Annotated in this window: 21 protein-coding genes, 1 pseudogene and 1 riboswitch; of the genes and pseudogenes, 6 read left to right on the forward strand and 16 right to left on the reverse strand. The window is 67.0% G+C overall.

Going from position 1 to position 26,472, the window contains the following annotated elements:
• Window positions 1-15: 15 nt before the first annotated feature.
• From GE073_RS21635 to GE073_RS21645, 3 genes and pseudogenes are all read right to left on the reverse strand, one after another.
• A complete protein-coding gene (locus GE073_RS21635; RefSeq protein ID WP_153784799.1) occupies window positions 16-807 on the reverse strand; it encodes an ABC transporter permease in 792 nt (263 codons plus the stop codon).
• 19 nt (window positions 808-826) lie between these two features.
• Window positions 827-1,621, reverse strand: a complete 795-nt coding sequence (locus GE073_RS21640; protein ID WP_028598665.1) for an ABC transporter permease — start codon at window positions 1,619-1,621, stop codon at window positions 827-829.
• Window positions 1,622-1,940: 319 nt separating this feature from the next.
• Window positions 1,941-2,993: pseudogene (locus tag GE073_RS21645) on the reverse strand (ABC transporter ATP-binding protein); the annotation flags it as partial.
• A 328-nt stretch (window positions 2,994-3,321) separates the two neighbouring features.
• On the opposite strand from GE073_RS21645, the gene GE073_RS21650 reads away from it, so the two are divergent.
• Window positions 3,322-4,407, forward strand: coding sequence for an LCP family protein (locus GE073_RS21650; RefSeq protein ID WP_153784339.1), 1,086 nt, complete (start codon window positions 3,322-3,324; stop codon window positions 4,405-4,407).
• A gap of 93 nt (window positions 4,408-4,500) precedes the next feature.
• Entirely contained in the window at window positions 4,501-5,850 is a 1,350-nt protein-coding gene (locus GE073_RS21655) for a glutamate-1-semialdehyde 2,1-aminomutase (protein ID WP_153784340.1), read from the forward strand.
• 565 nt (window positions 5,851-6,415) lie between these two features.
• On the opposite strand, the gene GE073_RS21660 is transcribed toward GE073_RS21655, so the two are convergent.
• On the reverse strand, window positions 6,416-6,904 hold the full coding sequence (locus tag GE073_RS21660) for a pyrophosphohydrolase domain-containing protein (protein ID WP_153784341.1): 489 nt from the start codon (window positions 6,902-6,904) through the stop codon (window positions 6,416-6,418).
• Between the two features lie 265 nt (window positions 6,905-7,169).
• Window positions 7,170-7,874 carry an O-methyltransferase gene (locus GE073_RS21665; RefSeq protein WP_153784342.1) on the reverse strand — a complete coding sequence of 235 codons (705 nt, stop codon included), beginning with the start codon at window positions 7,872-7,874 and terminating at the stop codon, window positions 7,170-7,172.
• Between the two features lie 193 nt (window positions 7,875-8,067).
• On the opposite strand from GE073_RS21665, the gene GE073_RS21670 reads away from it, so the two are divergent.
• The 3 genes from GE073_RS21670 to GE073_RS21680 all read left to right on the forward strand — a co-directional run bounded on the left by GE073_RS21670 (window position 8,068) and on the right by GE073_RS21680 (window position 10,200).
• Window positions 8,068-8,625, forward strand: coding sequence for a dihydrofolate reductase family protein (locus GE073_RS21670; protein WP_153784343.1), 558 nt, complete (start codon window positions 8,068-8,070; stop codon window positions 8,623-8,625).
• Between the two features lie 78 nt (window positions 8,626-8,703).
• Window positions 8,704-9,255 carry a GNAT family N-acetyltransferase gene (locus GE073_RS21675; RefSeq protein ID WP_028598662.1) on the forward strand — a complete coding sequence of 184 codons (552 nt, stop codon included), beginning with the start codon at window positions 8,704-8,706 and terminating at the stop codon, window positions 9,253-9,255.
• Window positions 9,256-9,279: 24 nt separating this feature from the next.
• Window positions 9,280-10,200 (forward strand): LysR family transcriptional regulator, encoded by a 921-nt coding sequence (locus tag GE073_RS21680; RefSeq protein WP_028598661.1) that lies wholly within the window; start codon window positions 9,280-9,282, stop codon window positions 10,198-10,200.
• Here the strand turns inward: GE073_RS21680 and GE073_RS21685 are convergent.
• From GE073_RS21685 to GE073_RS21700, 4 genes are read right to left on the reverse strand one after another with little or no spacing between them, the layout of a single operon-like run.
• Window positions 10,167-10,688 carry a DUF6886 family protein gene (locus GE073_RS21685; RefSeq protein ID WP_153784344.1) on the reverse strand — a complete coding sequence of 174 codons (522 nt, stop codon included), beginning with the start codon at window positions 10,686-10,688 and terminating at the stop codon, window positions 10,167-10,169. The two genes, GE073_RS21680 and GE073_RS21685, sit on opposite strands and share 34 nt — an antisense overlap.
• Window positions 10,685-11,854 carry a GNAT family N-acetyltransferase gene (locus GE073_RS21690; RefSeq protein ID WP_194843448.1) on the reverse strand — a complete coding sequence of 390 codons (1,170 nt, stop codon included), beginning with the start codon at window positions 11,852-11,854 and terminating at the stop codon, window positions 10,685-10,687. The genes GE073_RS21685 and GE073_RS21690 overlap by 4 nt, the downstream gene beginning before the upstream one ends.
• Complete coding sequence (locus tag GE073_RS21695) at window positions 11,851-12,519, reverse strand: hypothetical protein (RefSeq protein WP_153784346.1); 669 nt, start codon at window positions 12,517-12,519, stop codon at window positions 11,851-11,853. The genes GE073_RS21690 and GE073_RS21695 overlap by 4 nt, the downstream gene beginning before the upstream one ends.
• Window positions 12,520-12,579: 60 nt before the next feature.
• The gene (locus tag GE073_RS21700) at window positions 12,580-13,176 is read right to left on the reverse strand and encodes an AAA family ATPase (RefSeq protein WP_194843449.1); all 597 of its coding nucleotides are present in this window, start codon (window positions 13,174-13,176) and stop codon (window positions 12,580-12,582) included.
• Window positions 13,177-13,270: 94 nt separating this feature from the next.
• On the opposite strand from GE073_RS21700, the gene GE073_RS21705 reads away from it, so the two are divergent.
• The gene (locus GE073_RS21705) at window positions 13,271-13,444 is read left to right on the forward strand and encodes a hypothetical protein (protein ID WP_153784348.1); all 174 of its coding nucleotides are present in this window, start codon (window positions 13,271-13,273) and stop codon (window positions 13,442-13,444) included.
• Between the two features lie 220 nt (window positions 13,445-13,664).
• On the opposite strand, the gene GE073_RS21710 is transcribed toward GE073_RS21705, so the two are convergent.
• The 7 genes from GE073_RS21710 to GE073_RS21740 form a co-directional block, all read right to left on the reverse strand.
• Window positions 13,665-14,282, reverse strand: coding sequence for an ECF transporter S component (locus GE073_RS21710; protein ID WP_228551915.1), 618 nt, complete (start codon window positions 14,280-14,282; stop codon window positions 13,665-13,667).
• Between the two features lie 97 nt (window positions 14,283-14,379).
• On the reverse strand, window positions 14,380-16,515 hold the full coding sequence (locus GE073_RS21715; RefSeq protein WP_153784349.1) for an ATP-binding cassette domain-containing protein: 2,136 nt from the start codon (window positions 16,513-16,515) through the stop codon (window positions 14,380-14,382).
• The gene (locus GE073_RS21720) at window positions 16,488-17,375 is read right to left on the reverse strand and encodes a CbiQ family ECF transporter T component (RefSeq protein ID WP_153784350.1); all 888 of its coding nucleotides are present in this window, start codon (window positions 17,373-17,375) and stop codon (window positions 16,488-16,490) included. The genes GE073_RS21715 and GE073_RS21720 overlap by 28 nt, the downstream gene beginning before the upstream one ends.
• Window positions 17,375-18,304 carry a DUF4430 domain-containing protein gene (locus GE073_RS21725; RefSeq protein WP_153784351.1) on the reverse strand — a complete coding sequence of 310 codons (930 nt, stop codon included), beginning with the start codon at window positions 18,302-18,304 and terminating at the stop codon, window positions 17,375-17,377. The genes GE073_RS21720 and GE073_RS21725 overlap by 1 nt, the downstream gene beginning before the upstream one ends.
• A 172-nt stretch (window positions 18,305-18,476) precedes the next feature.
• A riboswitch (cobalamin riboswitch) is annotated at window positions 18,477-18,650 on the reverse strand.
• A gap of 161 nt (window positions 18,651-18,811) precedes the next feature.
• Window positions 18,812-20,953 (reverse strand): carbohydrate-binding module family 20 domain-containing protein, encoded by a 2,142-nt coding sequence (locus tag GE073_RS21730; RefSeq protein ID WP_153784352.1) that lies wholly within the window; start codon window positions 20,951-20,953, stop codon window positions 18,812-18,814.
• A 375-nt stretch (window positions 20,954-21,328) separates the two neighbouring features.
• Window positions 21,329-22,759 carry an alpha-amylase family glycosyl hydrolase gene (locus GE073_RS21735; RefSeq protein ID WP_228551703.1) on the reverse strand — a complete coding sequence of 477 codons (1,431 nt, stop codon included), beginning with the start codon at window positions 22,757-22,759 and terminating at the stop codon, window positions 21,329-21,331.
• Between the two features lie 909 nt (window positions 22,760-23,668).
• Window positions 23,669-26,281, reverse strand: a complete 2,613-nt coding sequence (locus tag GE073_RS21740; protein ID WP_153784353.1) for an FG-GAP-like repeat-containing protein — start codon at window positions 26,279-26,281, stop codon at window positions 23,669-23,671.
• Window positions 26,282-26,472: the final 191 nt, after the last annotated feature.

Consider the following 26,472-nt stretch of genomic DNA (forward strand, 5'->3'; position numbering starts at 1 on the left):
GGATCCTGCTTCGGCTTAGGAGCCGGCTCCCCGGTATCGCTTGACGCCGTGATTCCACACGAGCATGCCGAGCGTCATGAACACGATGCCCATGACAGGCGTCAGCAGCGCCAGCTGCGCCAGGCCGTCGCCATGGTCCCCGAGGAAGTAGGAGGCCGGGATGACGCCGACAAAGGCGAACGGGATGAGCCAGGTGAGCATGAAGCGGATGATCTTGTTGTAGATGTTGATCGGGTAGCGCCCGTAGTTCTGGATGTTGTACATGAGCGGCAGGATGCCGGTCGGCGCGTCGGAGTAGAACGCGATTGCCGTCAGCGCCGTATACAGGCCGCCGTAGACGAGCACCGCGCCGACGACGAGCAGCAGCATGACCGGGATGTCCCAGAATTCCAGCGGCAAGCCGAGCTGGACCCAGCAGCTCGCCATGATGACGATGCCCGCCAGCGAGCCGATGAGCGACGGCGGGTCCATGTTCTCGAGCGTCACCTGGAACCAGTTATGCGCCGGGCGCGTCAGAATCCGGTCCATCTCGCCCTTGGTGATGTAGCGGTCGCTGAAGTTCCACAGGTTGAAAAACGTGCCGAAAATGCCGTACGGCACCATGAAGAAGCCGTAGACGAACACGACCTCCGCCTCGCTCCAGCCGCCGAGCGTCGGCGTGTGCTGGAAGACGATCAGGATGAACACCAGATTGACCGCCTGGAAGCTCAGATCCGCCAGCACCTCGATCCAGAAGTCGGCGCGGTACGTCAGCTTCGTTTTGGCGTAGTTCTTGAAGTAATCCCAGAACAGCGACAGGTAGAACAGCATTTTTTTCATCGTCCGGTCAGCCCCCCTGTACGAAAAGCCGTCTGCGGGCCGCCCGCCATACCAGCGCGATCGGCACGAGCAGCAGGACGAACCAGAGCAGCTGGATGCCGAGCACGCCCGGAATTTCTCCGGCCGGCGTGCGCCCGGTGAACACCGAGCTCGGCAAGTAGGTGATCGCCTGGAACGGCAGCCACTTCATCGCCTCGCCCAGCCAGCCGGGGAAAAAGCTGATCGGCACGATGACGCCGGAGAACAGGTCGACGGCGACGCGCTTGAGGCGCATCATGCCCTCGCTGCTCTCGACGAAAAACGCCGCCAGCCCCGTCAGGATGTTGATCTGCGAGTTGATGAGGAAAGCGAAGAACAGCATGACCAGATAGACCGCCCACGTCGCCGGATCGGACGGCAGCCGCACCGGGAACAGCAGGCAAGCGAGCGCCATGCCCGGGATCATGAACAGCAGGAAGCGGAACAGCCCTTCCCCGAAGCCCTGCATCATCTTGACGACGAGGTAATTGTACGGGCGGATCATCTGGATCGCCACGCTGCCGTCGCGAATCTCATTGCTGATCTCCCGGTCCAGGTTGTTGAAATAAAACGCGCGAGCCATCCACGACACGGCGACGTACGTCGTCATCTGGCCGACCGTGAAGCCGGCGAGCGACGTCTGGCCGCCGTAGATGGCTCCCCACAGGAAGTAATAGGCTCCAATATTAATCGCGTAAATAATGATGCCGCTGTAATAGTTCACGCGGTAAGCGAGCATCATCAGGAACCGGATGCGGATCAGATCCGCATAAGCGCTACCCACGGCGGATCGGCTCCTTTCCGGCGGCCGGGCTGCCGGAAGGCGCGCGGCCGGCCTCGGGCGCGGCGGCCGGGCCTTGGACCGGCTCGACAGGCTGCGGGTCGGCCGCCGTCAGGCTGTCCTCGCCCTCGAGGTCCGGCTCGTCCAGCGCGTCGCGGCCCGCCGGCTGCGAAGGGCCGGCATGCGGCTCGCCGCCAGTCGGGCCCTCATCGGGCGCATCCGCGCTATCGGCGGGATCGGCCGCGTCCCGGCCGTTGCCGGCTTCGGCCGCTGCTGCGTCCGTCCGATTCGCGGCGGCCGCGCCTGCTCCCGCTGCAACGTCCGCTTCCGCCTCCGCCAGCTCGGCAGCGCGCGTCCGCCCCGGCGAAGCGGCGTCGCCGGACTGGTAGATCTCGCGGACGATGTCGTCCGTGTTCGTCTCGATGATCTTCATGTCGCGGATGTCGAGGCGCGACTCGCCGACGACGCGGGCGAGCGCGTCGGCGACCTTGACCTCGTGCGGCAGCCACATCGCCGCCGTCACGTCGCTCTCGGCCCGCCAGCTGACGCCGGGCAGGCCGTCCGTCAGCTCCGCGAGCTGCGCCGGCTTGACGCGCTCGCCGAACTGGAACACGATCTCGCGGCCGCGGCTCCAGCGGCTTTTGAGCTCGTCCAGCGCTCCGTCGTAGATGATGCGCCCGTCGTCGAGCATGATGACGCGCGTGCACAGCGCCTCGATGTCCTGCAGGTCATGCGTCGTCAGCAGGATCGTCGTGCCGTGCTCGCGGTTGAGCTGCTTGAGGAAGTCGCGGATCTCGGTCTTGACGACGATGTCGAGGCCGATCGTCGGCTCGTCAAGGAACAGGATCGACGGATTGTGCAGCAGGCTCGCCACGATCTCGCAGCGCATCCGCTGGCCGAGGCTGAGCTTGCGCACCGGCCGGTTGAGCAGCTCGCCGAGCTGCAGCCGCTCGGTCAGCTCGTCCAGCCGCTTGCGGTAGTCCGCCTCCGGCACCTTGTATACCTTGCGCAGCAGCTGGAACGATTCGACAACGCCGATGTCCCACCACAGCTGCGAGCGCTGGCCGAACACGACGCCGATTCCGCCGACGAACTTCTCCCTGTCCTTGTGCGGCACGAAGCCGTTGACCCGCAGATGGCCGGCTGTCGGGACGAGGATGCCGGTCAGCATCTTGATCGTCGTCGACTTGCCCGCCCCGTTCTCTCCTATGTATCCGCAGATTTCCCCTTTGGGAATCTCGAAGGAAATGTCCTTGACGGCGGCGACCTCCCGGTACTCCCGCTTGAACAGATCCTTGAGGGCGCCGGACAGCCCCTCTCGGTTTTTCTGGACGCGGAACTGCTTGCGCAGCTCGCGCACTTCTATGGCCGGCATGGTGCTCATGGCGTGCTCCTCTCGTAAGGCGACTCGACATTTCCCGGGAAATGGATGACGGATTTCCTTCATCCTGCGGCAAAGCTTGCGTCCTGCCGACCCCGGATTTATAATTTTATGATATGTTACGACAGCTTGGGGAAGCAAGCGACGGGATCCTTGCCGGATGCCCGGCGCCGCTTGGCGCTTCCTCGCGATCCATTGGCGGCGCCTCGCTGCGGACAGCGCGCCTGAAGTCGATTTCCGCCGCGTCGGTTCATGATTTCCGCGGCCGATGCCGATTTTGTACGAAGCAGCTTTTATTTGGGAAGGGAGCTATCACCGCCGGATGGAAAGCAGAAAAGATCGGCACGGCTCGGGACGCGTCAAACCCGCCGCCCCCAAGCCGCCGAAGGCTAAAAAGAAGCGCCGCGCCTGGCTCTGGTCGCTGTTCGCCGTCGTGCTCGTCATGGCCGGACTGGTCGCCTACTTCATCGTCGACAATTACAATGCCCTGAACAATCTCCAAAAAGACCCGGAAAATTCGATCTTCGAGCAATTCGAGAACGACGCGCAGCTGGAGAAGCCGCCGGAATGGGAAGGCACCGAGCGCGTGAACATCCTCATCATGGGCGGAGACGGACGCGCGAAAAAAACGAGCAAGGAGCCCGCGCGCTCCGACTCGATGATCGTCGTGTCGATCGATCCCGTCACCAAGAAGGCCCATTTGTTCTCGCTGCTGCGCGACACCTGGGTCGACATCCCCGGCCATGGCCAGGGCCGTGCCAACGAAGCGATCGTCTACGGCGGCTACAAGCTGAGCATGCAGATGATCAGCGAGCTGACCGGCCTCGAGATCCAGTATTACGTCTACACGGAGTTCGAAGGCTTCAAGTCGCTCGTCGACGCGATCGGCGGCATCAACATCGATGTCGAGAAGGACATGAACTACGTCGACAACGCCGATGGCAACCGCTACGATATCCATCTCAAGAAGGGCTATCAGGAGCTGAACGGTGATCAGGCGCTGCAGTACGTGCGCTTCCGCCACGACGCGACGAGCGACTTCACGCGCACGGAGCGCCAGCGCAAGTTCCTGAGCGCGGTCGCCGACAAGATGCAGAACTTCGGCAACATCGCCCAGCTGAGCACGATCATCCGCAAGGTCAGCCCGTTTGTCGAGACGAACCTGTCGGCAAACGACATGCTGAAGCTCGGCCAGCTCGGCCTCGGCCTGCACAATGCCGGCACGGCCCAGCTGCCGCCGAGCAAGCTGCTCGCCGACGAGCGTGTAGGCGGCGCGTCGGTTCTCGCGATCACGAGCGAGGACAAGCTGCGCGAGTATGTGCAGGAGGTGCTGGCGGAGGATCAGAACGCGCCTGCGCCGTCCGCTTCGCCGAGCGAGAACGCCGCGTCGAATGCGGCTTCGCCGTAAAGCTACCGTCCAATCTACCCTTATCGGGAGAGCAGCCAGCTGCTCTCCTTCTTTCATGCCCTACCATCCCAAGACCGATCAGGAGGTTCTCCCATGTCCAACCCATCCGCCAGCCGCTTCGCCGTCCCCGGCGCCTCCCGCGCCCGCAGCGAGGCGCTCCATGCCGAGGCGCTGCAGCATATCGTCGGCGGCGTCAACAGCCCGAGCCGCTCGTTCAAGGCGGTCGGCGGCGGCGCGCCCGTCGTCATGAAGCGCGGCCAAGGCGCCTACTTCTGGGATGTCGACGACAACCAGTATATCGACTATCTCTGCGCTTACGGCCCGATCATCGCCGGCCACGCGCATCCGCATATTACCGAGGCGATCAGCCGCGCGGCCGCCAGCGGCACGCTGTACGGCACGCCGACGGAGCTGGAGGTCCAGCTGGCGCGCATGCTCAAGGACGCGATTCCTTCCCTCGACAAAGTACGCTTCGTCAACTCCGGCACGGAGGCGGTCATGACGACGATCCGCGTCGCCCGCGCTTATACCGGCCGATCCAAGATCATCAAGTTCGCCGGCTGCTACCACGGCCACTCCGATCTCGTGCTCGTCGCCGCCGGCTCCGGCCCGTCCACGCTCGGCATTCCCGACAGCGCGGGCATTCCGCAGTCGATCGCGAGCGAGGTCATCACCGTGCCGTTCAACGACATCGACGCCCTGAAGGCCGCGCTGGAGCGCTGGGGCGACGAGACGGCGGCGGTCATGGTCGAGCCGATCGTCGGCAACTTCGGCATGGTCATGCCGAAGCCCGGCTTCCTCGAGGAGCTGTGCCGACTGACGCGCGCGGCCGGCGCAGTCGTCATTTACGATGAGGTCATCACCGGCTTCCGCTTCCACTACGGCACGGCGCAGACGTTCGGCGCGTTCCCCGACGCGGCGGCGATCGAGCCGGATCTGACGGCGCTCGGCAAAATCATCGGCGGCGGCCTGCCGATCGGCGCCTACGGCGGCCGCAAGGACATCATGGAGCAGGTCGCTCCGCTCGGCCCCGCTTATCAGGCCGGCACGATGGCCGGCAATCCGGCTTCGATCGCGAGCGGCATCGCCTGCCTGGAGGTGCTGCAGCAGCCGGGCGTCTACGAGCGCATGGACCGGCTGGCGGCCGGCCTCGCCGACGGTCTCGCGGACCTGGCGTCGCGCCACGGCGTGCCGCTGACGGTCAACCGCATCCGCGGCTCGTTCTCGACGCATTTCTGCGATCATCCGGTGACGAACTACGACGAGGCGCAGGATACGGACGGCGAAGCGTTCGCGCGCTTCTTCCGCCTCATGCTGGAGCGCGGCGTCTGCCTCGCCCCGTCCAAGTACGAGGCCTGGTTCCTGACGACCGCCCATACGGACGAGGACATCGCCCGCACGCTCGAAGCCGCCGCCGAGGCGTTCGCGGCGATGGGCCGCTAGGCAAAGGCGATCCGCTTCTCCGGACCGGCGCAAAGGCTGCGGACGACCCGCCGCTGGACCCGCTGCTGGCCCGACCAGGCTCGCCGCCGGACCTGCCGCTGGCCAGACCAGGCTCGCCGCCGGACCCGCCGCTGGCCAGACCTACTGCTGGCCCGACCAGGCTCGCCGCTGGACCTGCCGCTGGCCCCGCCGTGCCGCCGGACCTGCCTATCGCGACGAGCGAGGCGTTCGTTTCCGTACGCCTGCTCCGCAAGCTAATGATACTCACAGACCTTATTCCGTCCGATTTGCGCCGAATGGAATGGTAACGATACGGACAGACCTTATTGCTGCGAAATTCGCTCCCAAATCCGCTTTTTCGACAAAATAGTGCTCCTCCGTATCGTTGGCTGCGAAAAAGCCTTCCAAAACGCCGAATAGCGCTTCCAGGTATCATTAGGGTCAGGATGAAATTCCAAGGATGGGGCGCACCGCCCATCTCCCGCAGTCCCTCGGCGGGCGGGAACGCCAAAAAGCGGAGCCGCTGCCGGCTCCGCTTTTTGGCGTCCTCACCTATCCTCCCGCTTCAGCGAACCGAGCCCGCGCGCTCGCGCTGGCGCTCGATCTCGGCGATCAGCTGCGGCTCGGGCGCCTGCCAGCCCGCCGGCTTGGCGACCTTGCCCTGCTCGTTGTAGATCGGCTTGCCGTCCGGACCGAGCTTGGCCATATTGGCTCCATGCACGATCTCGAACAGCCGCTGCGGCTCCACGCCCATCTCGACGAAGGTGCCGAGCGCGAAGTACATCAGGTCGATCAGCGCGTCCGCCTGATCCTCGACTGTCTCGGCGGCAAGGAATTCAGCCAGCTCCTCGGCCATCCAGGACGCCCGCGCCAGCGCTCTGCCGCCTTCGCCGCGCAAGGAGGCGGCCTTCATCCGCCCCGCCAGCTCTTCAGTCGCCGCAGCCGCTTGGGCTACAGCGTCTCCTTCGCCCCGGGCAGCCATCGACGGCGCTGCCGCCACCGGCGCTCCGAACGCCGCATGGAACTCCTTGACTTGCTCATAGTGCTTGTTCATGCCTTTCCCAGCCCCTTAAATGAACGATTTCAACGTTGTTCATTGTACCATCCGGCGAGAAATTGGAGAATCTTGCGGCGGGATCGGGTGAAGGGGGCATGGATGTTGCGAGCGAACAGGAAGAACGACCCGCCATTTGCGCCATGAACAGTCAACGCACCGATTCATTGACGCCGCTAACGGTCGTCGCCGTGTCTCCGTCGCCCGGACGTCCGAGCGGACGCTTCGACTTCCCGCTGCCGCCCACGCGAGCCGCCCCGCCGCTTCATGCGTCGAGAAGGCTCCTGTCCTGCTCCAGCCCGTTCACGATCGCGACCGCAAAGCCGTCGTAGCCTTTGCCGCCTACCGTCTGCAAGGCCGCGGCCGACAGCCGGCGATCCGCGCCCAGCTGCTCCAGGAACTTGCGGATGCCCTGCACGCGGGGATCCGTGCTTTTGCCGTCGACGACCTCCCCGCCTCGCACGATATTGTCGGCGATGATGACGGTTCCCGGACGGGACAGCCGCAGCGCCCGCTCCAGATAGGCGGGATTGTTCGGCTTGTCGGCGTCGATGAAAATAAAGTCGAACGGCTCTTCCCCATCGGCAATCAGCTCGTCGAGGCTGTCCAGCGCCGCTCCTTGCCGCACCTCGACGAGCCGCTCCAGCCCGGCGCGGCGCAGGTTGCCGCGGGCGAGCTCGGCATGCTCCGCCTCCAGCTCGAGCGTAATCAGCCGTCCGTCCGCCGGCAGCGCTCCCGCCAGCCAGATCGTGCTGTAGCCGCCGAGCGTGCCGATTTCCAGCACGCGCCGCGCCCCGCTCATGCGAGCGAGCAGCTGCAGCAGCTTGCCTTGGCTGCGGGAGACATCGATCGCCGGCAGTCCCGCCTCGCGGTTCGCCAGCAGCGCCGCGTCCAGCGCCTCGGCCTCCGGCTCGCTTCCGCACAGCCTTTCCTCCAGGTAACGGTCGACATCCTTCCAGATTCGTTTCATGCATGCCCTCTCCCTTGACTCCGAGTTGAAGCCGGCTTCATGTCTCTAGGGTATGCGATCGCAATCGATAAGTATAATATAAGATAAGAAGAGATCCATAATTGTAAGTAATGAATGAAGCAGGCTGGAATAAGCCGAAGGATGTCCTATTCCTCGCTTATGATGAAGCTCAATCCAAAAAGGAGCTGAGCCCATGGGACGCAACATCATTCTCGATCTGGCCGTGACGCTGGACGGATTCATCGAAGGCAAGCAAGGGGAGACGGACTGGTGCATCATGGACCCCGACATGGAATTCCTGGCGTTCCTGGACCGGATCGACACGATCCTGTATGGAAGGAAAAGCTACGAGCTCTGGGGAGAGCATGCCCCGTCGGACGACGCGGCGCCGAGCGAGAAGGAGCTGTGGACGGCCGTCCACAGCAAGGAGAAGTACGTTTTTTCGATGAACCGGAACAAGGCCGCTCGCGGCGCCGTCTACATCCATGACTCCGTCGGCGAGAAGGTCGCCGAGCTCAAGCGGAAGCCGGGGAAAGACATCTGGCTGTACGGCGGAGCCGGCCTGATCGCCACGTTCATCGAGCAAGGGCTCGTGGACGAATACCGGCTGTCGGTCCATCCGGTCGCGCTCGGAGCAGGCAAGCCGCTGTTCACGGAGATGAAGCAGCGGCTGGAGCTGGAGCTGATCGAAGCGAAGACGTTCTCCTCCGGCGTCGTCCAGCTCATCTACCGCCGCCAGCCGGAGCAGTAGCCGCAAGAAAGGCCCGCCCGGGCGCGGCAGGAATCGACCGCGTGGAGTCGAATGCTACGGCGAGAGGACGGTGCGACGATGTACATCTGGCAAGGAAGCAAGGTTCGGCTGAGGCCGATCGAGCCGGAGGACTGGGAGCTTTTTCACGACAACGACCTGGATTCCGAAGGAGCGCGCGCGGCGGATGCGGTGTACTTCCCCCGCTCGGAGGAGGGCACTCGCCGCTGGGCGGAAAAGAAAGCCGAGGAGGAGCCGCAGGGCGACAACATCTCGCTCGCGGTCGAGACGCTGGAGGGCGAGCTCGTCGGCAGCCTGGACGCGCATCACTGCGAGCCGCGCGACGGCAGCTTCCGCTACGGCATCGCGCTGTTCCGTCCGCATTGGCGCAGCGGCTACGCGACGGAGGCGGTGCGCCTGCTGCTCCGGTATTATTTTCACGAGCTCCGCTACGAAAAGGCGACCGCCCATGTGTACGCCTTCAACGAGGCGTCGATGCGCTTCCAGGAAGCGCTCGGCTTCCAGCTGGAGGCTCGGCTGCGCGAGCAGATCTTCACGAACGGCCGCCGGCACGACGAGCTCATCTACGGCATGCTGCGCCATGAGTTCGATGCGCGCTTCGGAGAGGCGTGAGCAAGCAAAGGGGGCTTCCATCGAATGAACCTGCACGCGCTGCGCCTGTTCCGCCATGTCGCCGATACCGGCAGCGTCACCCGCGCCTCCGAGCGGATGCGCATCAGCCAGCCGGCGATTACGTCGCAGATCCGCAAGCTCGAAGGCGAGCTCGGCGTCCGGCTGCTGGAGCCCGACGGACGCGGCATCCGGCTGACCGACGCCGGCCGGCAGGTCGACGAGCTGGCTAGGCGGCTGTTCGCCGTGGAGCAGCAGATCGAGCGGCTGGCGCACGGCTACGCTGAAGGCAGCCTGGGCCAGATCCGGCTCGCCGCCACCTATTTGCCGGCCAACTACTTGCTCCCGGCCTGGCTCGCCCGCTTCCGGCAGCGGTACGACGACGTCGAGCTGAGCGTGCGGACGACCAACTCGAGCGAGGCGATGCGGCTGCTGCTCGCCGTGGAGGTCGACCTGGCGCTGTACGGCGGCCTGCCCGAGGTCCATCCGGCGGACATCCGCTCGGAGGAGCTTTTTCGCGACGAGCTCTGGTTCGTCGTCTCTCCCGATCATCGCTACGCCGGCCGGACGGTGCCGCTGGAGCGGATGGTCGCCGAGCCGTTCGTGCAGCGCGAGCCGGGCAGCTCGACCCGCGAGCGGCTGCTGGCGCTGTGCCGGACGCATAGCGTGCCCGAGCCGACGATCTCGCTGCAGTTCAACGGCCTGCATGAGTCGATCCGCGCCGTCGCGGCCGGGTACGGGGCCAGCTTCGTCTCCTCGCTCGTCGTGCGCGACGCCGTGCGGCGAGGCGAGCTGAGCCGCGTCGAGGTCGAGGGCGTGCGGCTGCACAACAGCATCGCCCTCTGCACCCGGCGCGGCGAGCCGCTGCCTCCGGCGGCGGCCGCCTTGGCCGAGCTGATCCGCGGCAGCGGCATTCAAGGAGAAGGCGGCGAGGCGTTGCCGAACTGATGGATGCCGAAGCGCGTCACGGAGGAGCCGAGCAGCGCTTCGCGCAGCGGATGCAGGCTTGGCGTCAGGCGCAGCTCGATGCCGGAGGCGGCCAGCCTTTCCAGCAGTCCCGTCATCCGGGTCACGGAGGACGGGATTTTTTCCATGCGGGAAATGTAGTAGCCGGCAATCTCGTCGAACCGCTCGAAGCCGTCCGCCGGCAGCTCGTAGCGGTACAGCGCCGTCGTCTGGATGCGCTCCAGCCAGCCGGTCTCGACCGTCATGACCGCCGGCGCGGACGTCGCGCCGAAGAAGCGCCGCTCGTCCTCCGCCACCATGTCCTCGCTCCTCCAGTAGACGATCCTCGGGCAGGCGCGCGGCACCCAGAACGTGAACGCATGCGCCTCGTCGATCGCCCACACGACCGGCGGCAGCTCGGTCCGGTTCGCCTTCACCCGCGGGCGGAACGCGCCGATGCCGCTCTCCTCGCTGAAATGATAGAGCTTCATCGGCGGGGCTCCTGCTTGCCCCCGGCGTCTTCGCTCCAGACCCGCTCCATCCCGGCGAAGCTGCCGTCCCGGAACGTCAGGCGGTACACGTCCGGCATCGACAGCGACTGCCAGGCGTCGAAGCCGAAGCTCGGATCATAATGAGCGAGCAGCGCCGCCATGATCCGGCCATGCGTGCCGAGGGCGATCGACTCGCCCGGATGCGCGCGCAGCAGGCTCGCTGCTGTTGCCGCGACGCTCCTTTGCGCCTCGCGCAGCGACTCGCCGCCCGGCAAAGCCAGCTCCGGCTGCTCGAACGAACGCCGCATCGCCTCCTGCACCTCCGCCCACGACAGCGCGGCGGACTCGTCCGCCATCGCCCGCTCCCGCAGCGGCTCCAGCTCGACGACGCCGATGCCGAGCGTCTCGGCCAGCGGCCGCACCGTCTGGAGCGCCCGTTCGTACGGACTGGAATAGACGGCCCGAATCGGCCTTGACCGCAGCCGATCCGCGACCCGCCGCGCCTCCGCCCGGCCGGCATCGGTCAAGCCGCGGCTGCGCTCCTCGCCATGCCGATAGGCCAATTCCGCATGGCGGATGAGGTAGATGAATGTTTCGGTATCCGTGTCCATGGCCGTTTCCGTAGCCGGGTCCGCGGCCGGGGACGGATCGGGACTGGCGGTCGGCTTGAACGCGGAATCGCCCCCGATCGGCGCTTCGAGGCTCCGCTCCCATCTTTCCTCCGTCATCTCCCGACCGGATAGAAACGACACCCGCTCCTCGACCCGCTCGAAGCCGAAGGAGGCATACAAGGATCGGGCTTGCACGAGCTCCGAATTCGTCCACAGCATGACGCTGCGATACCCCTGCTCCACGCCGAAACGAAGCGCCTCCTCCAGCAGCCGCCTTCCCTGCCCTGTGCCTCTCGCATCCGGATGAAGGAGAAAAAGGCCCAGCTGGGCGGTCGACTCGTCCGCTTTCTTGAGGCAGATCGACCCGAGATGGCGGTCTCCGGACTCCACAATCCATAACGCCTCCCGAGGATCGTCCCGGCCGACCAATCCGTTCACGCTGTCTTCGACGAACGCTCGGAACGAGTCGTCGTAGCCCCGCTCCCGTCCGTACAGCTCGGCGTGCAGCTCGACTACGGCCTGCGCATCGCCGCTTCTGTGCCTTCTCCGCTTCACGCTCGCTCCCCGCTTCCCGCCGCGCCTCGACGCAGCCATGACTCTATCCCGGCCAAGACCATGCGCAGCATGTCCAGCGACTGTCCGGCCTCGCCGGTCTCGAGCGCGTGGTCGGCTCCCTCGGGCTGCAGCAGCTCGATTCCTTCGGCCGCTTCGATGCGGCGCAGCTCTTCCGGGCCGAAGGCCGGATCGTTCGTGCCGGCTACGGCAAGTCCGCCGTACTGCAGCATGAACGGGATCGTCTGGGCGAGCGGAGTGAGGAAGAGATGGCGGATTTCCTTTTCTTTGCCCTCCTCCTTCAGCGCCTCCAGCGTCAGGGAGGAGACGACGGTGCCGATGCTTTTGCCGATGAAGGCGAGGCGGTCATACCGCTCCAGCAGCGGCCGCAGCACCTCCGCGCAGTCGGCGCTCGCGGCTGCCGTCATTTCCTCGAATGATTCCGGCTCCCGGCGCGCCGCCTGGTAGCCGTATTCCAGGTTCAAGAGGTCGTAGCCCGCCTCCATCGCCGACTTCCCGGCATAATAAAGCACCGGCATGTCGCAGGAGTAGCCGCGGCCGGGAAACAGGACGGCCAACGAGCGGCTGCCTCCGCCTTCCTGCCGGACCAGGCGGCAGCGGATTTCCGTCCCGCAAGCGGACGGAGCGTGGATCCATTTCTTTTCCATGAAGATGCCCTCCTTTTCGTGGTGGTCACATGGCGCCGGCATGGCGGCATCATGGCGGAATCATCGCTTCTCCACCTTCGTTCTGGTGGAATTCGTCGGCCGCCTCCGCAGCTCCTCCTCCATCCACTCCAGCAGCAGCGCCGCTCCCCGTCCGCCGGAAGCCGAGCCGTTCAGCACGAGATCGGCATGCCAGCGGGTCGGCTCGACATAGAGGTCGTGACGGTGACGGACGAGGTCGAGATACTCCCGGATGAGCTGCTCCTGGCTGTAGCGCCCGGGCTTGAACTTGGCCAGACGGCGGGCGAGCCGCTCGTCCGACGGACAGTCGACGAATACCCGCAGGTCGAATCGCTCCCGCAGCCGCTCGTCGTGAAAGGCGAGGAAGCCTTCGACGATGACGGCGTCCCTCGTCTCCAGCGCCTCGTCGAGACGGGCGGACACCGCTCCCCAGTCGACCGCCTCGGGCGTGTTGAAGTCTTCGTAGGCCGCATCGGAAAAAGGACCCTTGCCGAGCGGGCGGACCGGCTTGTAGAAGCGGTCCATTTGCAGGACCTCGAGGCTCCGGCCGGAGCCCGACAGCTGCTCCTGCAGCCAGCGGGCCAGCGTCGTCTTGCCGCTGCCGGTTCCTCCGGCGATGCCGATCGCAAGCGCTTTCACATTTTCTTTCCCCCTTCGTCCTATCGCTCGTCGTCTCCACATATGCTATACCAGCAAGTCCGCTTCCACAACTTGCCGAGAGGGGAAATGACGAATGCCGACCATCCTGCTTCAGCTCTCCTATCTGGTGCTGCTCGTCTGGGCCGTCTACAGCTTCGTCCAGGACTTGAAGATGTCCCGCAAGGATTGGCTGGTGCTGCTGCTTCATTTGGCCGTCGCGATCATCTCGCTGAACTGGCTGCTGGATTCGCTCGGGTATAAGCTCTAGCGCTGAGCCCATGCTTCGGCGGCTCGGCCGCGCCTGGAACGCCGAAAAACCGTTTCCCCGCCACTCGCGGCCGGAAACGGTTTTTACGGTTGCGCTTGCGCTCGCGGCGGAAAAGCGATGCGGTCAGGGCGGCTCGTCCAGGGCCGTTTTCGGTCCTGGATGGGCGGATTGGAGCGCGGGCGGTCCATCCAGGTCCGTTTTTACCCTGGATAGGCAGCCGCTACGGATCGAGCAGCCCGTATTTGCGCTTGGCGCGGCCGAGAATCCTCAGCCAGATGCCGGAGAACAGCATCAGGAAAAAGACGTTGCTGAGCGCATGCGCCAGGTCGAACGGAAAGCTCGCCGCATACGAGGCGGCGATCGCCGACCAGCTCAGGTCGCCGATGAAGCCGAGCAGCCCCCACAGGTTCATGACCCAGCCGAACAGGAAGCCCCAGGCGAAGCCGAACGCCGCCCTGCCCCACGCGCTGCCCATGAGTCGGGTATGGCGCAGCAGCCCGGCGGTGAAGCCGATCATGCCCCAGCTGAACATCTGCCACGGCGTCCACGGGCCTTGGCCGAGGAACAGATTGGAGACGATCGCGGCGATCGCGCCGACGAGAAAGCCGGACTCGGCTCCGAACACGAGCGCCGCCATGATGACGATGAACGATACCGGCTGCACGCTCGGCAGCGCGACGAACGGGATGCGGCTCACCGCCGCGATCGCGCCGAGCATGGCGACGAGCAGCAGCTCCTCCGCCCGCAGCTTCCTTCGCTCGAAGCGGATGAAGAACGGCAGCATCGCCAGCGCGATCATCGCCAGGCTGAGCGGCAAATACAGCTCGCGCCGCCACATCGCCAGCCCCAGGAGCGCCAGCGCGCCGAGCAGGCAGAGCGCGTAGACTCCTCCCATGCCGGAGCTGTGCATCGACGAGCTTCTTTCCGCGCCGCGCTTAGGCATGGCCGAGATCCTTCAGCGTCAGCAGCTCCGGCAGCAGCTCTCCGGCGACGCGCCGGACCGACGTCGTGTAGTAGTAATTGTCGCTCATGAACGCGCGCGTCGGCTGCAATCCCGCCATGCGTCCGTCGAACAGCAGCCCGCAGCGGTCGGCATGGGCGGCGGCGAACTCGACGTCATGGCTGACCATGAGCAGCGTCGTGCCGCGCTCCCGGATGCGGCCGAGCAGACCGGCGAGACGATGCTTGGACTCGGGATCGAGCCCTTTGGTCGGCTCGTCGAGCAGCAGCAGCTCAGGCTGGCCAAGCAGCACGAGCAGCAGCGCCAGCTTCTGCTGCTGGCCGCCGCTGATGTCGTACGGATGCCGGCCGCGCAGCCCTTCCAGCTCCAGCAGCGCTTCCAGCTCCGCCAGCGGCGAGGCGGCCTCCTCCAGCCCGAGCCGGCGCAGCCGGTCCTCGAGCTGGGCGCCGACCGTATCGCGGGTGAAATAAAGCAGCGGATTTTGCGCGACGTAGCCGATGCGGCGGCGCAAGGAGGCCGCGCCGCGGGACGGCTCGCGCCCCGCCAAGGCGCTGGCGTCCGGCGAGCCGGGGCCGCGTGCAGCGTCCGCGTCGGCGCCGGCAGCCTCGCCGCTTCGCCCTGCCGGACGCGCGTCTGGCGCGGCCAGGCCGCGCTGCGGCGGCTCGCCGGAGCCTTTGCGGAGCCGCAGCAGGCTGCGCAGCGAGCTGCCGGCGGAGAGCGGCTCGCCGCCGAGCAGAATGCGGCCGCGCTGCGGCTCGAGCGCGCCGGCGATGCATTTGAGCAGCGTCGACTTGCCGGCGCCGTTGCTGCCGAACAATGCCATCCACTCGCCGCGCCGCACCTGCAGCGACAGCCGCGAGAGCACGAGCGGCTCGTCCTTGGCGTAGGCGAAGACGAGGTCTCGGCATTCCAGCAGCGGAGGCTCGTCGGGCGCAGCGGAGGCTGAATCCCCGCTCGGGGCGGCGGACGCCGAAGCGACGGCGGGCGCGTTCGCAGAAGGAACGGCGGCGGTTGGCGCAGATGAACTGCTGGCGGCTGCAATGTCGGCGGATGGAGTGGATGATCCGCCGGCGGCGGCAGCACCGGCGGATGGCGCGGCGTCCCCGGTTGCGGCTGCACCGGGAGCGCCTGCGCCCGCGAAGGCCGCTCGCTCCACGCTGCCGCCCCCTGCTGCGGCCGCCCCCGCCGAAGCGGCGGCGCCGGCGCGCTCGGCCGCCATCGCCGCCGGCCCGCCGCCTCGACCGCGGCCGAGCTCCGGCCCGAGGCGCTCCAGAGCATCGCGCAGCCAGGCGCGGCCCTCGCGCACGGTCAGCGGCACTCGCTCCTCGGACGGCGCCAGCGGCTCCGCGCCGAGGCAAAGCCGCGCCGCCGACGGCAGCACGCGGGCCGACTCGGCGCGGCCTTCGCGCCAGATCGCCAGCGCCGCCTCGCGCGGCGGCGCGTCGACCGCGACGCGGCCCTCGCGCAGCAGCACGACGCGGCTCGCCAGCGGAAACAGATCCTCGTACCGGTGCTCGGAGATGACGACCGTCAAACCGAGCTCCTCGTTCAGCCGGGCGATCAGCCCGATGAACTCGCGCGCGGCGACGGGATCGAGCTGCGCCGTCGGCTCGTCGAGCAGCAGCACGCGCGGGCGCAGCGTCATGACCGACGCCAGGCTGAGCAGCTGCTTTTGCCCGCCCGACAGCTCGCCGACATCCCGATGCAGCCAGCTCTCGATGCCGAAAAACGGCACGAGCTCCGCCAGCCGCCGCTGGATCGCCGCCGCCGGGTAGCCGAGATTCTCCATCGCGAACGTCAGCTCCTGCCACGCCGTGCTCATGACGATCTGGCTGTCCGGATCCTGGAACACCAGGCCGATCTCCTCGGCGGAGCGGCGCTCGTCCAGCGCCTCCAGCGGCTCGCCGGCGTAGCGGATGGCGCCCGTCCGCTCGCCCGCCGGCGCGGCCTCGCGCTTGAGCTGGCGCAGCAGCGTCGTCTTGCCCGAGCCCGACGGCCCGCAGAGCAGCACGAACTCGCCTTCCCCGATGGAAAGGCGCACGTCCTCCAGCCTCGGCTCCGCCGAGCCGGCGTAGCGGAAGCTTACATCTTCGATCTGATAAGACGCCAATGCAGCCTCTCCTTTCCGTTCATGAGGACGGGCAGCGCCAGAAAGAGCAGATAGCAGCCCAGATGCAGCCAGCCGAGCGGCGTCTCCTGCAGCGGCTCGAGCCGCGGGTACGCCTCATAGGCATGGACGCCCGACGCGCGTCCGATGAGGATGTTGCAGCCGAGCAGCAGCAGCGCCCATAGGAACGCCCAGTCCCGGCCGTCCAGCCGCGAGACGTCGGCGCTGCTGCGCGGGCCGATGCCGTAGCCGCGGGCGCGCATCGACAGCGCGGTCTGCAGCGCCTCCTCGAGCGACCAGGCGACGAGCGCATGCAGCGTCTCCATCCCCTCGCGCAGGTAGCGGCGGCGGCCCATGCCCTCCGGCAGGTCGCCCAGCGCCCGCTGCACGGACCGGATCTCTCCGAGCCGGCGCGTCAGCAGCGGCACGAAGCGCATCGACACCGTCACCGCGAACGCCGTCTGCGGAGCGACCGGCGCGAGCAGGCGCAGCAGACGCCCGGAGTCCAGCACGAGGTTGAACGCCGTGAAGACGAGCAGCAGGCTCAGCAGCGCCGCCGCCGACAGTCCGCCGTACGCGATCGCCTCCAGCGTCACCGGACGGTCGCGCAGGTAGAACAGGATCGTCTCGCCGCGGCTGGAGAACAGCGGATTGGCGACGGCGGCGAGCAGCGCGATCAGCAGGTACGCGGGCAGGCTCCGGCGCAGCCTGCGGCCGCCGTCCAGCGACAGGTTCAGCAGCAGCGCCGCCGCCAGCGTCGCCGCGAGCAGCACCGGGTGCCTCAGCAGCATGCAGCAGAGCAGCAGCAGCGCGAAGTAGGCGAAAGAGACGCGCGGATGCAGGCCGGCGAAGCCGAACACCATCAGCCGCCGCCCTGCTGGGCGCTCGGCGCGCCGAGATCGTCGCCGTAGTCGAGCGTGTACCGCCACTCGATGACGTCGCCCGGCTCCACCTTCACCGCGCCGGCGCTCTTGCTCGGGAACTCGCCGCCAACGCTGTACAGCCAGCCGCTGCCCGGTCCTTCATCGAACTGGTACACGTTGCCGATGCCGCTCACGTACGCCCCCGCCCCTTCGCCGCTGTACTCCATCTGCACCTTCGCCGCGCGCGTCGCCCTCTTGAGCACGTCCAGCACGGTGTCGCCCTTCTCGACCGCGATCGCCTGCTTGGACAAGATCGCGCCCGTCTCCGCCGGGCCCGTCACGCTCAAAGACACCGTGTCCGCCCGAGACGGCTTCGCCGCCGGGCTGGCCGCAGCCGAGCCGCCGCCCGGCTTGGCGCCTGAGGGCGGCGGCGCCGTCTTCGCCGGCGCGGCGGACGGCGACGCCCCCGCCGCTGGCGGCGCTGCCGGCGATGCGGCCGGCCGCGGCGACGTTGCCGCGCTGCCCGCAGGCGCTGGCGGCGAGGCTCCGCCGCTGCCTCCTGCCGCCGGCGTCGCGGACGGCTGCGCCGTGCCCGTGCCGCCGCCCGTCGGCGGCTCCGCCGCTCCGGCGGACGGCTGCGGCCCGGCCGAGCCGCCAGCGCCCGGCTCGGCGCTCGCCGCCGGCTGCGCGCTGCCGCCGTCCGGGCTCGGCGCCGTGCCGGCCTCGGCGCCGGCTCCCGCGGCCGGCTGGCGCTCCGCCGCGGCCCCGCCGTCCGGCTCCGCCTGCTGCCGCTCGGCCAGCCGGCCTCCGCCGTCTTCGCTGCCGGCCGCGCCGGCGTACAGCCAGGCCGTGCCGGCCACGACGAGCACGGCGGCGAGCGCGCCGAGGGCTTTTCGCTTTCGTTTCAACCACTCGCTGAAGCTGTGCATCCCATGCATCTCCCTGCCGCCGGACGCGCACGTCCGGAAAATAAAAAGCATCCTCCCGCCGCTGGCGGAAAGATGCCGAAAAAGCTGCCTCATGGCCGGCTTCGCGGATGGAAGCGGACGCGCGGCGGCCGGCATCCTCCCATCCTCGTGGGCAAGACCGGTCTTGCGCCGGCGGGCAGGTCTCCTGGCTTCGCTTCATCGCGGGACCGCCCTCCTTCCCGCTCTCCTCTCTCGGATCGCAGTGGAGCGGGCGGCCGCTCGGCGCTACAGTGGCGGGACCGCGCCGAACTCGCATCGGCTTCCCTATTAAGCTTCCGGAAGGTGGATCGGCTCCGGCAAGCGCCCGTCGGCTGATCGCTCGGCCCCGGCGCTGCCGGAGCCGCTCGCGACTCTAATCAGCCTCCATTGTAGCAGATCGCGGCCAAAAAGATAATGAAAGGATGCCGCACGCCCCAGCCCTGCCAGACGTTTTTTTGCACATGCTTAACCTTCAGCGGCGTTCATGGTTCACGGCCGAAAGGAAAACGTGACGTTCGGATTGGACGCGCTCACCGTATAGGTCCGGTTCGATCCGCTTTCCCAGACGACAGCGCCCGATCCGTCCTTTTTGATCGCCTTGAACTCGATGTTCGCCCCGGCCGGCAGCTTCGCCGTGACGGTCCAGGTCGGATAGGCCGCCGCCGAGCCGGGTCCGACCGCCTTCGCGGGGTCCCAGCCGCCCAGCTCGGCGATGCTGCCGGCGATGAACACGTTCTGGCCCATGACCGTCGCGGCGTTCTGAATCGTGAACGTCACCTGCACCAGCCCCTGCTCCGGCTTCGCCGCGCTGACCGCGCCGTCCTTGATCCACGCTTCTCTCCCGGAGACGGCATAGCCCGGCTGCTGCGCCGCCGGCTGCTGAGCGCCGTTGGAGCTGAAGATGACCTTGGCCTGGCTCCAGGAAGGGATCGCGTAGCGGTACCAGCCGTCTCCCTCGTCCGACATCGCCGTTCCCGGCCAGGCCGGCCCGGTGCGGACCGGGCTGACGCTGTCGTCATAATAATAAACGCTCGGCGTTCCCCATCCGGACGGCTTGTAGAAGTGCACGACGATGCCCGCGGCCGGCGTCGGCGTCGGCACCGGCGTGGCGCTCGGCGTCGGGCTCGGCGCCGCAGTCGGATTCGGCGTCGCGCTCGGACTCGGCGTCGCGGATGGCGCGGCCGTCGGACTCGGGCTTGGCGCCGCGTCCTGATACAGGACGGCGATCTTGCCGCCGCCGAGGGTGCCGGTGATGCGGCCGCCGGACACCGTGAAGCTACCGCCGCCGGAAGCGCGGTTCGCATAGGTGCCGCTCGCCAGATTCGTCGGCGAGTCGATCCGAATCTCTCCGCCGAGATTGACGATGACGACGCCCTTCGCACCCCGCTCCACCAGCATCGTCTGGCTGCCCTGCGTGCGCAGGTACTCGCCCTGGCCGGCCATCGCGTTGTGGAACTTGTTCACCGCCGCCACGTCGCCGTCGCGCCAGAGGCCGCGTCCCGGCTGGCCGAGCGGGCTGCCGAACTTGCCGCTGCCGGCCGGGCGGTCGAAGAACAGCGACGTTGTCTGCGCCCGCGCCGCGATCAGCGCCCAGCCCATCTTCAGCTGATAGTCGGTCATGCCGGTCGATTCGCTGCTGTCGTTGGCATAGGTGTCATGCGACTCAACCCACGTCACCAGCTTGGACGGGTTCACGCTGCCGGCCTGGAACGGCTGGGCGAGCGCCACGTTCGGACTGCCGCCGAAGCCGACTGCCCGCCGCACCTCATGTCCATAGCTCGAAGCCGTCAGGCTCATATAGTCCGCATAGCCGGCAAAATTGTCCGCCCCGCCCTGCAGCACCTCGCCGTAGACGAACAGCTCCTGCCGGCTGCTCAGCGAGCCGAGCACTCGCGGCCAGAAGTTCGAGCCTCCCGGATCGCCGGGCAGCTCGATATGCTTGGCGGCATCGAAGCGGAATCCGTCCGCGCCGAGCGCCACGGCATCGTTCAGGAACGCGATCACCTTGTCCTGCAGCCCTTGGCTGCCGGTATTCAGGTCCGGCAGGCCGATGCCCCATTGCGTCACCTGCCAGCGGTCGTTCCAGTTGTCGACGCCGCGCGCCTCATGCCAATACGAGGCGTTGTTCCGGATATCCGGATCGACGTTCGTCGCCGGCGTGTACGTCAGGCTGCCGCCGCCGGCATTGCCCGTATGGTTGGCGACGACGTCGACGATGATGTCGATGCCGTACTTCTCCGCCTCCGCGCACAGCTGGCGGAACTGCTCGCGATTGCCGAGCTGGGCGTTGCCGATCGCGAAGTTCGTCGGCTGGTACAGCACCCACCACTGGCTGCCTTCCTTGAGCGGCTCCTTGTTTCCCTGAATCGGCGACGTCTGGATCGACTTGAAGCCCGCGGCCGCGATCGCCGGGAGCTGCGCCTTGATGTTGTCGAACGACCAGTTCCAGGCATGGAAAATGACGCCGTCCTTGGCGTCCGCCGGCAAGCCGTACTCCTGTGCCGCCGCAGCGGCCGTCCCGGCGGCGAGCCCAGAGGGACTTCCCGGCGCGAGCCCCGCTCCGGCGATCGTCTGGAGCAGCAGCGCTCCGGCCAGGGCGATTCCCCAGCGGGATTTAAGCTTGTTGAACATCAACCATTCTCCTTTGCATTCTGAAATGAGGCAGCGGCATGCGCCATCTTTATTGGAAAACGCTTTCACAAAAAGGAAAGCCATGCGCCTTCCCCCTTCCCGAGCCCCTCCTTCCATCCGGATTGTCGCGCTTCGAGGCTCGACGCCCCCTTTATGCAAGCGCTTGCACTTAGATGTCCCCCTCATTATGCAAACCTTTGCATAATCTGTCAAGCCGGACTTAAGTCCCTCCTTCTCCGCTTGCCGAACGCGGCCCGCAGGGGGAACGTCGTCCTGAAAGCGTTCGACCGGCTCCGCAGAGCCGGTCGAACGCTTGCCGGGATTCGTATCGGGAGCGGGGCTCCCGCTGCGCGCCTGCCGTCGACGCCGGCGGCGCTAGCGCTGCAGCACCGCGATCGCGCCGGGCGCGAGGCTGCCGGCCAGCTTGCCGTTCGTGACGAGGAACGTGCCGCCGGCGGAAGCATGGCTGTCGTAGCTGCCGGACGGCAGCGCGGTGTCCGCCTCCACCTGGGCGGCCGATGCGCCGGCGTTGAGCAGCACGGCTCCCTTTTCCCCGCGCTCGATCAGCAGCACGTCCGGTCCGAGCGCCTGCAGCCGCTCGCCCTCGCCCGCCATCGCGTTGTGGAACCGGTTCAGCGCCGCGATGTCGGGATCCCGCCACAGCTCGCTGCCCGGCTCGCCGATGCGTGCCGCGAACTTGCCTCCGCCCGCCGGGCGGTTGAAGAACAGCGGATTCGAGCCGGCGCGCGAAGCGACGATCGCCCAGCCGAGCTTCAGCTGCTCGTCGGTCATCGCGGTCGATTCCTCGCTGTCGTTGGCGTAGGTGTCATGGGATTCGACCCAGGTCACGAGCTTCGACGGATCGACCTGGCTCGCCTTGAAGTCCTCCGCCAGCGAGACGTCCGGCGTCCCGCCGAAGCCGACCGCATGGCGCACCGACTCCCCGTAGCGCGAAGCGGTCAGATGCAGAAATTCCGCATAAGACGGGTAGCGGTCCGCGCCGCCCTGCAGCACCTCGCCGTAGAGGAACAGCCTTTCCTTATCGTCCAGCGCGCCGAGCACCCGCGGCCAGAAGTTCGACGGCGTCCGGTCGTCCGGCAGCTCGATATGCTTCGCCGCATCGAAGCGGAATCCGTCCGCGCCAAGGGCGACCGCATCGTTCAGGAACGCGATCACCTTGTCCTGCAGCGCCTCGTTGGCGGTGTTGAGATCCGGCAAGCCGATGCCCCACTGCGTCACCTGGCCGCGGGCGTTCCAATCGAGCACGCCCTTGGCCTCATGCCAGAAGTCCGGGTTCGCGAGCAGCTCCGGGTCGACGTTCTTGGCCGGCCGATGCGCCAGCTCGCCGCCACCGGCGTTGCCCATATGGTTGGCGACGACGTCGACGATAATGCTGATGCCGTGCTTCTCGGCCTCCTCGCACAGCTGCTGGAACTGCTCCCGCGTCCCGAGCTGCGAGTTGCCGATGCCGAAGCCGGTCGGCTGGTACAGGATCCACCACTGGCTGCCGTTCGTCAAAGGCTCCTTGTTCGGCTGCACCGGCGATGTCTGCACCGATTTGAAGCCTGCCTCGGCAAGCTCCGGCAGCTTCTCCCGGATCGCGTCGAACGACCAGTTCCAGGCGTGGAACATGACGCCGTCCTCCGTCTTTTCCGGCAGCCCTCCGCTCGCATCCGCGTCGTCGCCGACCCTCCCGCTCATGAAGCCGGCGTAGGTGACGCTCAGCAGGACCAGCAGCAGGATGCCGCCGACTAGCGCGTAGGCCCAGCGGGGAACTTTCTTCTCTTGTTCTTGGTTTTCGTTCATTGCGGTTCGAATCGTCCCTTCTGACCCCTGTCTGAACTCTCACCTGACAGCATATCCAATTGCGCCTCCCGATGGCAAGGCGGCCGCCGCCCCGCGGCAACACTTCCGCCGCTGCCGGCAGGCGGCTAGCGGCGCGGTTGCGGCAGGCTCGCGGCTTGCAGCGCCGGAGCGGCAGCGGCACGGCGGGCGAGCCGGAGCGCCAGCGGCCGTGACTGCAGCCGTAAGCGGCTAGCGGCGATTCGTCGGCCGGCTGGTGCTGCCACGGCGCGGTTGCGCAAACGTTTTCTCATACCTTCTCATTATGCTGAGCTGGCCATTGGCCTGTCAACTGGCGATGTGCTTCGACTTCCGCACATGGACCGTCACGGACGGATGTTGCCCCTGTCGGCGCAGCAGTCACGCTAGCTCGCTCCTTAACGGCAAAAATGGCGTTAGGGAGCTCCGCAGTCGCGCTAGCTCGCTCCTTAACGGCAAAAACGTCGTTAGGGAGCTCCGCAGTCGCGCTAGCTCGCTCCTTAACGACAAAAATGGCGTTAGGGAGCTCCGCAGTCACGCTAGCTCGCTCCTTAGTGGTAACTTCAAGCAATCGAAGTGCCCCGACTACCGCCGTGCAATCGAAAGGAGCAGGCTCTCGATCAGGGTAACGTCCGGCAACCTACAGACATGCTTTCCTTCTAGTGCCCTATGATTCCGCGGTAGAAGATCCAGATCGATCGCTAAAAGCGGAATCGAAACTCTCGTTTTGATTGGACGGCAACTGGAGCAGAAGATGGCTCCGAAGCTGACCTTAACGCAGGCCAAGAAGTCCTTCCGCCAAAAAAACGAACCAACGGCTCCGCCGAGGCGAAGCCGCTGGTTCTGGAGAAAAGACTGGCAGGAAGACTGGCTCATCGCGAAGCGTACGCTTGATCAGCCCCGCTCCGACAGCCGCGTCAGCAGCACGGCCGCCTCGGCTCTCGTTGCCGGCTGTCCGGCTCCGAAGCGTCCGCCGCCTCGGCCTTGAAGCAAGCCTTCGCCGGCAGCGCCATAGACGAACGGCTTCGCCCAGGCCGGAATGGCCTCGTCGTCCGCAAAACGCGGCACGGACCCGTCGTCGCCCAAGGACGCCCCCGTCGTGCGGACGAGCATCGCGGCCAGCTCCTCCCTCGTGACCGGACGATGCGGCCGGAAGCTGCGATCCTCGTAGCCGGATAGGATCCCGCCTGCAAGAGCGGCGCCGATCGCATCTGCGGCCCAAGCCGGGATCGATGCCTGATCGGCGAATGTACCCGACGCCAGCGGAGCCGCTCCGCCCCGTTGCCGCTCCAGCATGACGATCCACTCGGCGCGGGTGACGGCCGCATCCGGACGGAAGCGGCCGGCTTCATCGCCGCGCACCAGTCCCAGCGCCTGCGCGCGAATGATGTCCGCCTCCGCCCAGTGGCCGACGACATCCGCGAATGGCGTGGGTGTTGGTGTTGATGTTGGTGTTGGTGTTGGCGTCGGTGTTGGTGTTGGTGTTGGTGTTGGCGTTGATGTTGGTGTTGGTGTTGGAGTTGATGTTGGTGTTGATGTCGGTGTTGATGTTGGTGTCGGTGTTGGTGTCTCCGTCGGCGTCGGCGTCTCCGTCGGGATCGCGCTCGGCGTCGGCGTCCCCGTCGGTGTCGGCGTCCCCGTCGGTGTCGGCGTCCCCGTCGGTGTCGGCGTCGGCGTCGGCCGCTCGCCTTTGACGAGCGTGAAGGCGACGGCGGCAGCGGCGGCTCTCGCGCTTTCGTTGCCTGCCGCATCAGTCGCCGTCACGACGTAGCGGTACGCGCCCGGAGCGAGATCGCCGATAGCCGCCGCCGCGACGGAGCCGTCTGCAAGGCTCGCGCCCAGCGGCACCGCAGCGCCAAGCTCGCCGGCATCGACGACCCCGTCGGCGTCCGCGTCGCTCCAGAGATAGGCGCGCATCGCCGCTCCCGGCTCGCTCGCCGCGCCGGCCGCCCCCTGCAGGCGATCCGGCGTGCCGGCGTATTCATCAACCGCGGAGAAGCGCGACGCGTCGACCGCAGGCGGCGTCGTATCCGGCGCCGGCTCATCCTCCACGATCGTGACCGTCACGGCCGAGACGGCGCCGAGCGTCGCTTTGCCCGTCGGCGACTCCAGCCGCAGCCGGAACGAGCGGTCTCCTTGGTACGACGCATCATCCTTTACAAAGACGTTGTACGAAACGCTCGTCTCCCCCGCCTCGAGCAGCAGCAGCTCGTCGACCGGCTGGTAGTCCCGGCCTGCCAGCGCCGTGCCGTCCTCGCTGCGCAGCCGGACCTTGAGCCTGCCCAGCCCGCTGCCGCTCCGGGTGACCGTCAGCTCGGCATGTCCGTCCGCTTCGCCGACCGTCGCTTCCGCCTCGGCAAAAGCAAGCTCGCCCTCCGCCTGGCTCAGCAGCAAGTAGATGCCCGTCCCGCTCGCCGCCGCCAGATCGGAGATGCCGTCGCCGTTGAAGTCTCCCGCCGCATAGTAGACCAGCTGGACGGGCGCCGTCGAAAAGGCGGCCGCCGACTCGAACGTCCCGTCTCCGCGGCCGCGATGGAAATACGATTCGATGCTGCCGCTCTGCCGGCCCGAAACGACGTCGAGCACGCCGTCGCCGTCGAAATCCGCAAGCGCAGCGCCAAGCGGCTTGTCGCCTCCTGCATAAAGGGCGCGCGGCTCGAACGTCCCGTCTCCGCGGCCGAGCAGCACGCCGATGCCGTTCGTTCCGTTGAGCGCCGCCACGAGATCCAGATGTCTGTCTCCGTTCAGATCGGCCTGGGCCAGGCCTTGCGGGGAGAGGCCAAGCGGCACGTTGTACGACGCCCCGAACCGGAGCGCTCCCGTACCGGGCAGGATCGTCAAATAATCGACGGATTCGGCATCGTTGACCAGCACGAGATCCACAAGCCCGTCCCCGTTGAAATCGCCGGCGAGCATGCCCCGATTTCTCGTTCCTGCCGGGATCGTTTCATGCAGCTTGAGCGTGCCCGCATCGTTTTCGTACATCGTGACCGAGTCTGACATGCGGTTGCCGACCGCAAGGTCGATGTCTCCGTCGCCATCCAGATCGGCAGCCGCCATGCCGAACGGATAATTCACGCCGCCGAGCGCCTCGGCGGTCCGGAAGCCGCCTGCTCCGTCCCCGTAAAGCACATGGACCGAATTGGCCTCCGAACAGGCGACCGCGGCATCGAGACGCCCGTCGCCGTCGAAGTCGGCGAGCTCGGCCATGCGCGGTCTGAATCCGACCCCGACGGAAGCCTGCTTGTCGAAAGTCCCGTCGCCGCGTCCAAGCATCACGAAGACGCGATCGGCTAGCAATTCGAGCACGAGGACGTCCTCGTTTCCGTCCCCGTTGAAATCCCCTGTCCGGATCGCGACGGAAGTTCCGTCGTCGATCTTGGACTGGACGTGGCTCAGTCCCGCCGCTTCCGCGCGTCCCGGCCCGACCGCCAGCCCCGAGCCGACCAAAGATACGCTGAGCGCGGCCGCCATGAACCGGCGCCAGCGCCATGCTGCTGCTTTCATCCTTTTTTCCTCCCCATTCAAGCTCACTGTACGCCTCTACTCTACCTATCGGCAGAAACGCGGAAAAACCTTCCCCCGAAGGAAGGAAGGCGGTGCCAGCTGAAGCATGGCTCTGCATGAAGCATGGCTCTGGATGGAGAAAGGCTGAGCCGACTCGGCCCAGCCCTTCATCAAGCGGCCCGTCAAGGCCG

The organism is Paenibacillus sp. B01 (assembly GCF_009649995.1).
GTDB classification, from domain to species: domain Bacteria; phylum Bacillota; class Bacilli; order Paenibacillales; family Paenibacillaceae; genus Paenibacillus_O; species Paenibacillus_O pasadenensis.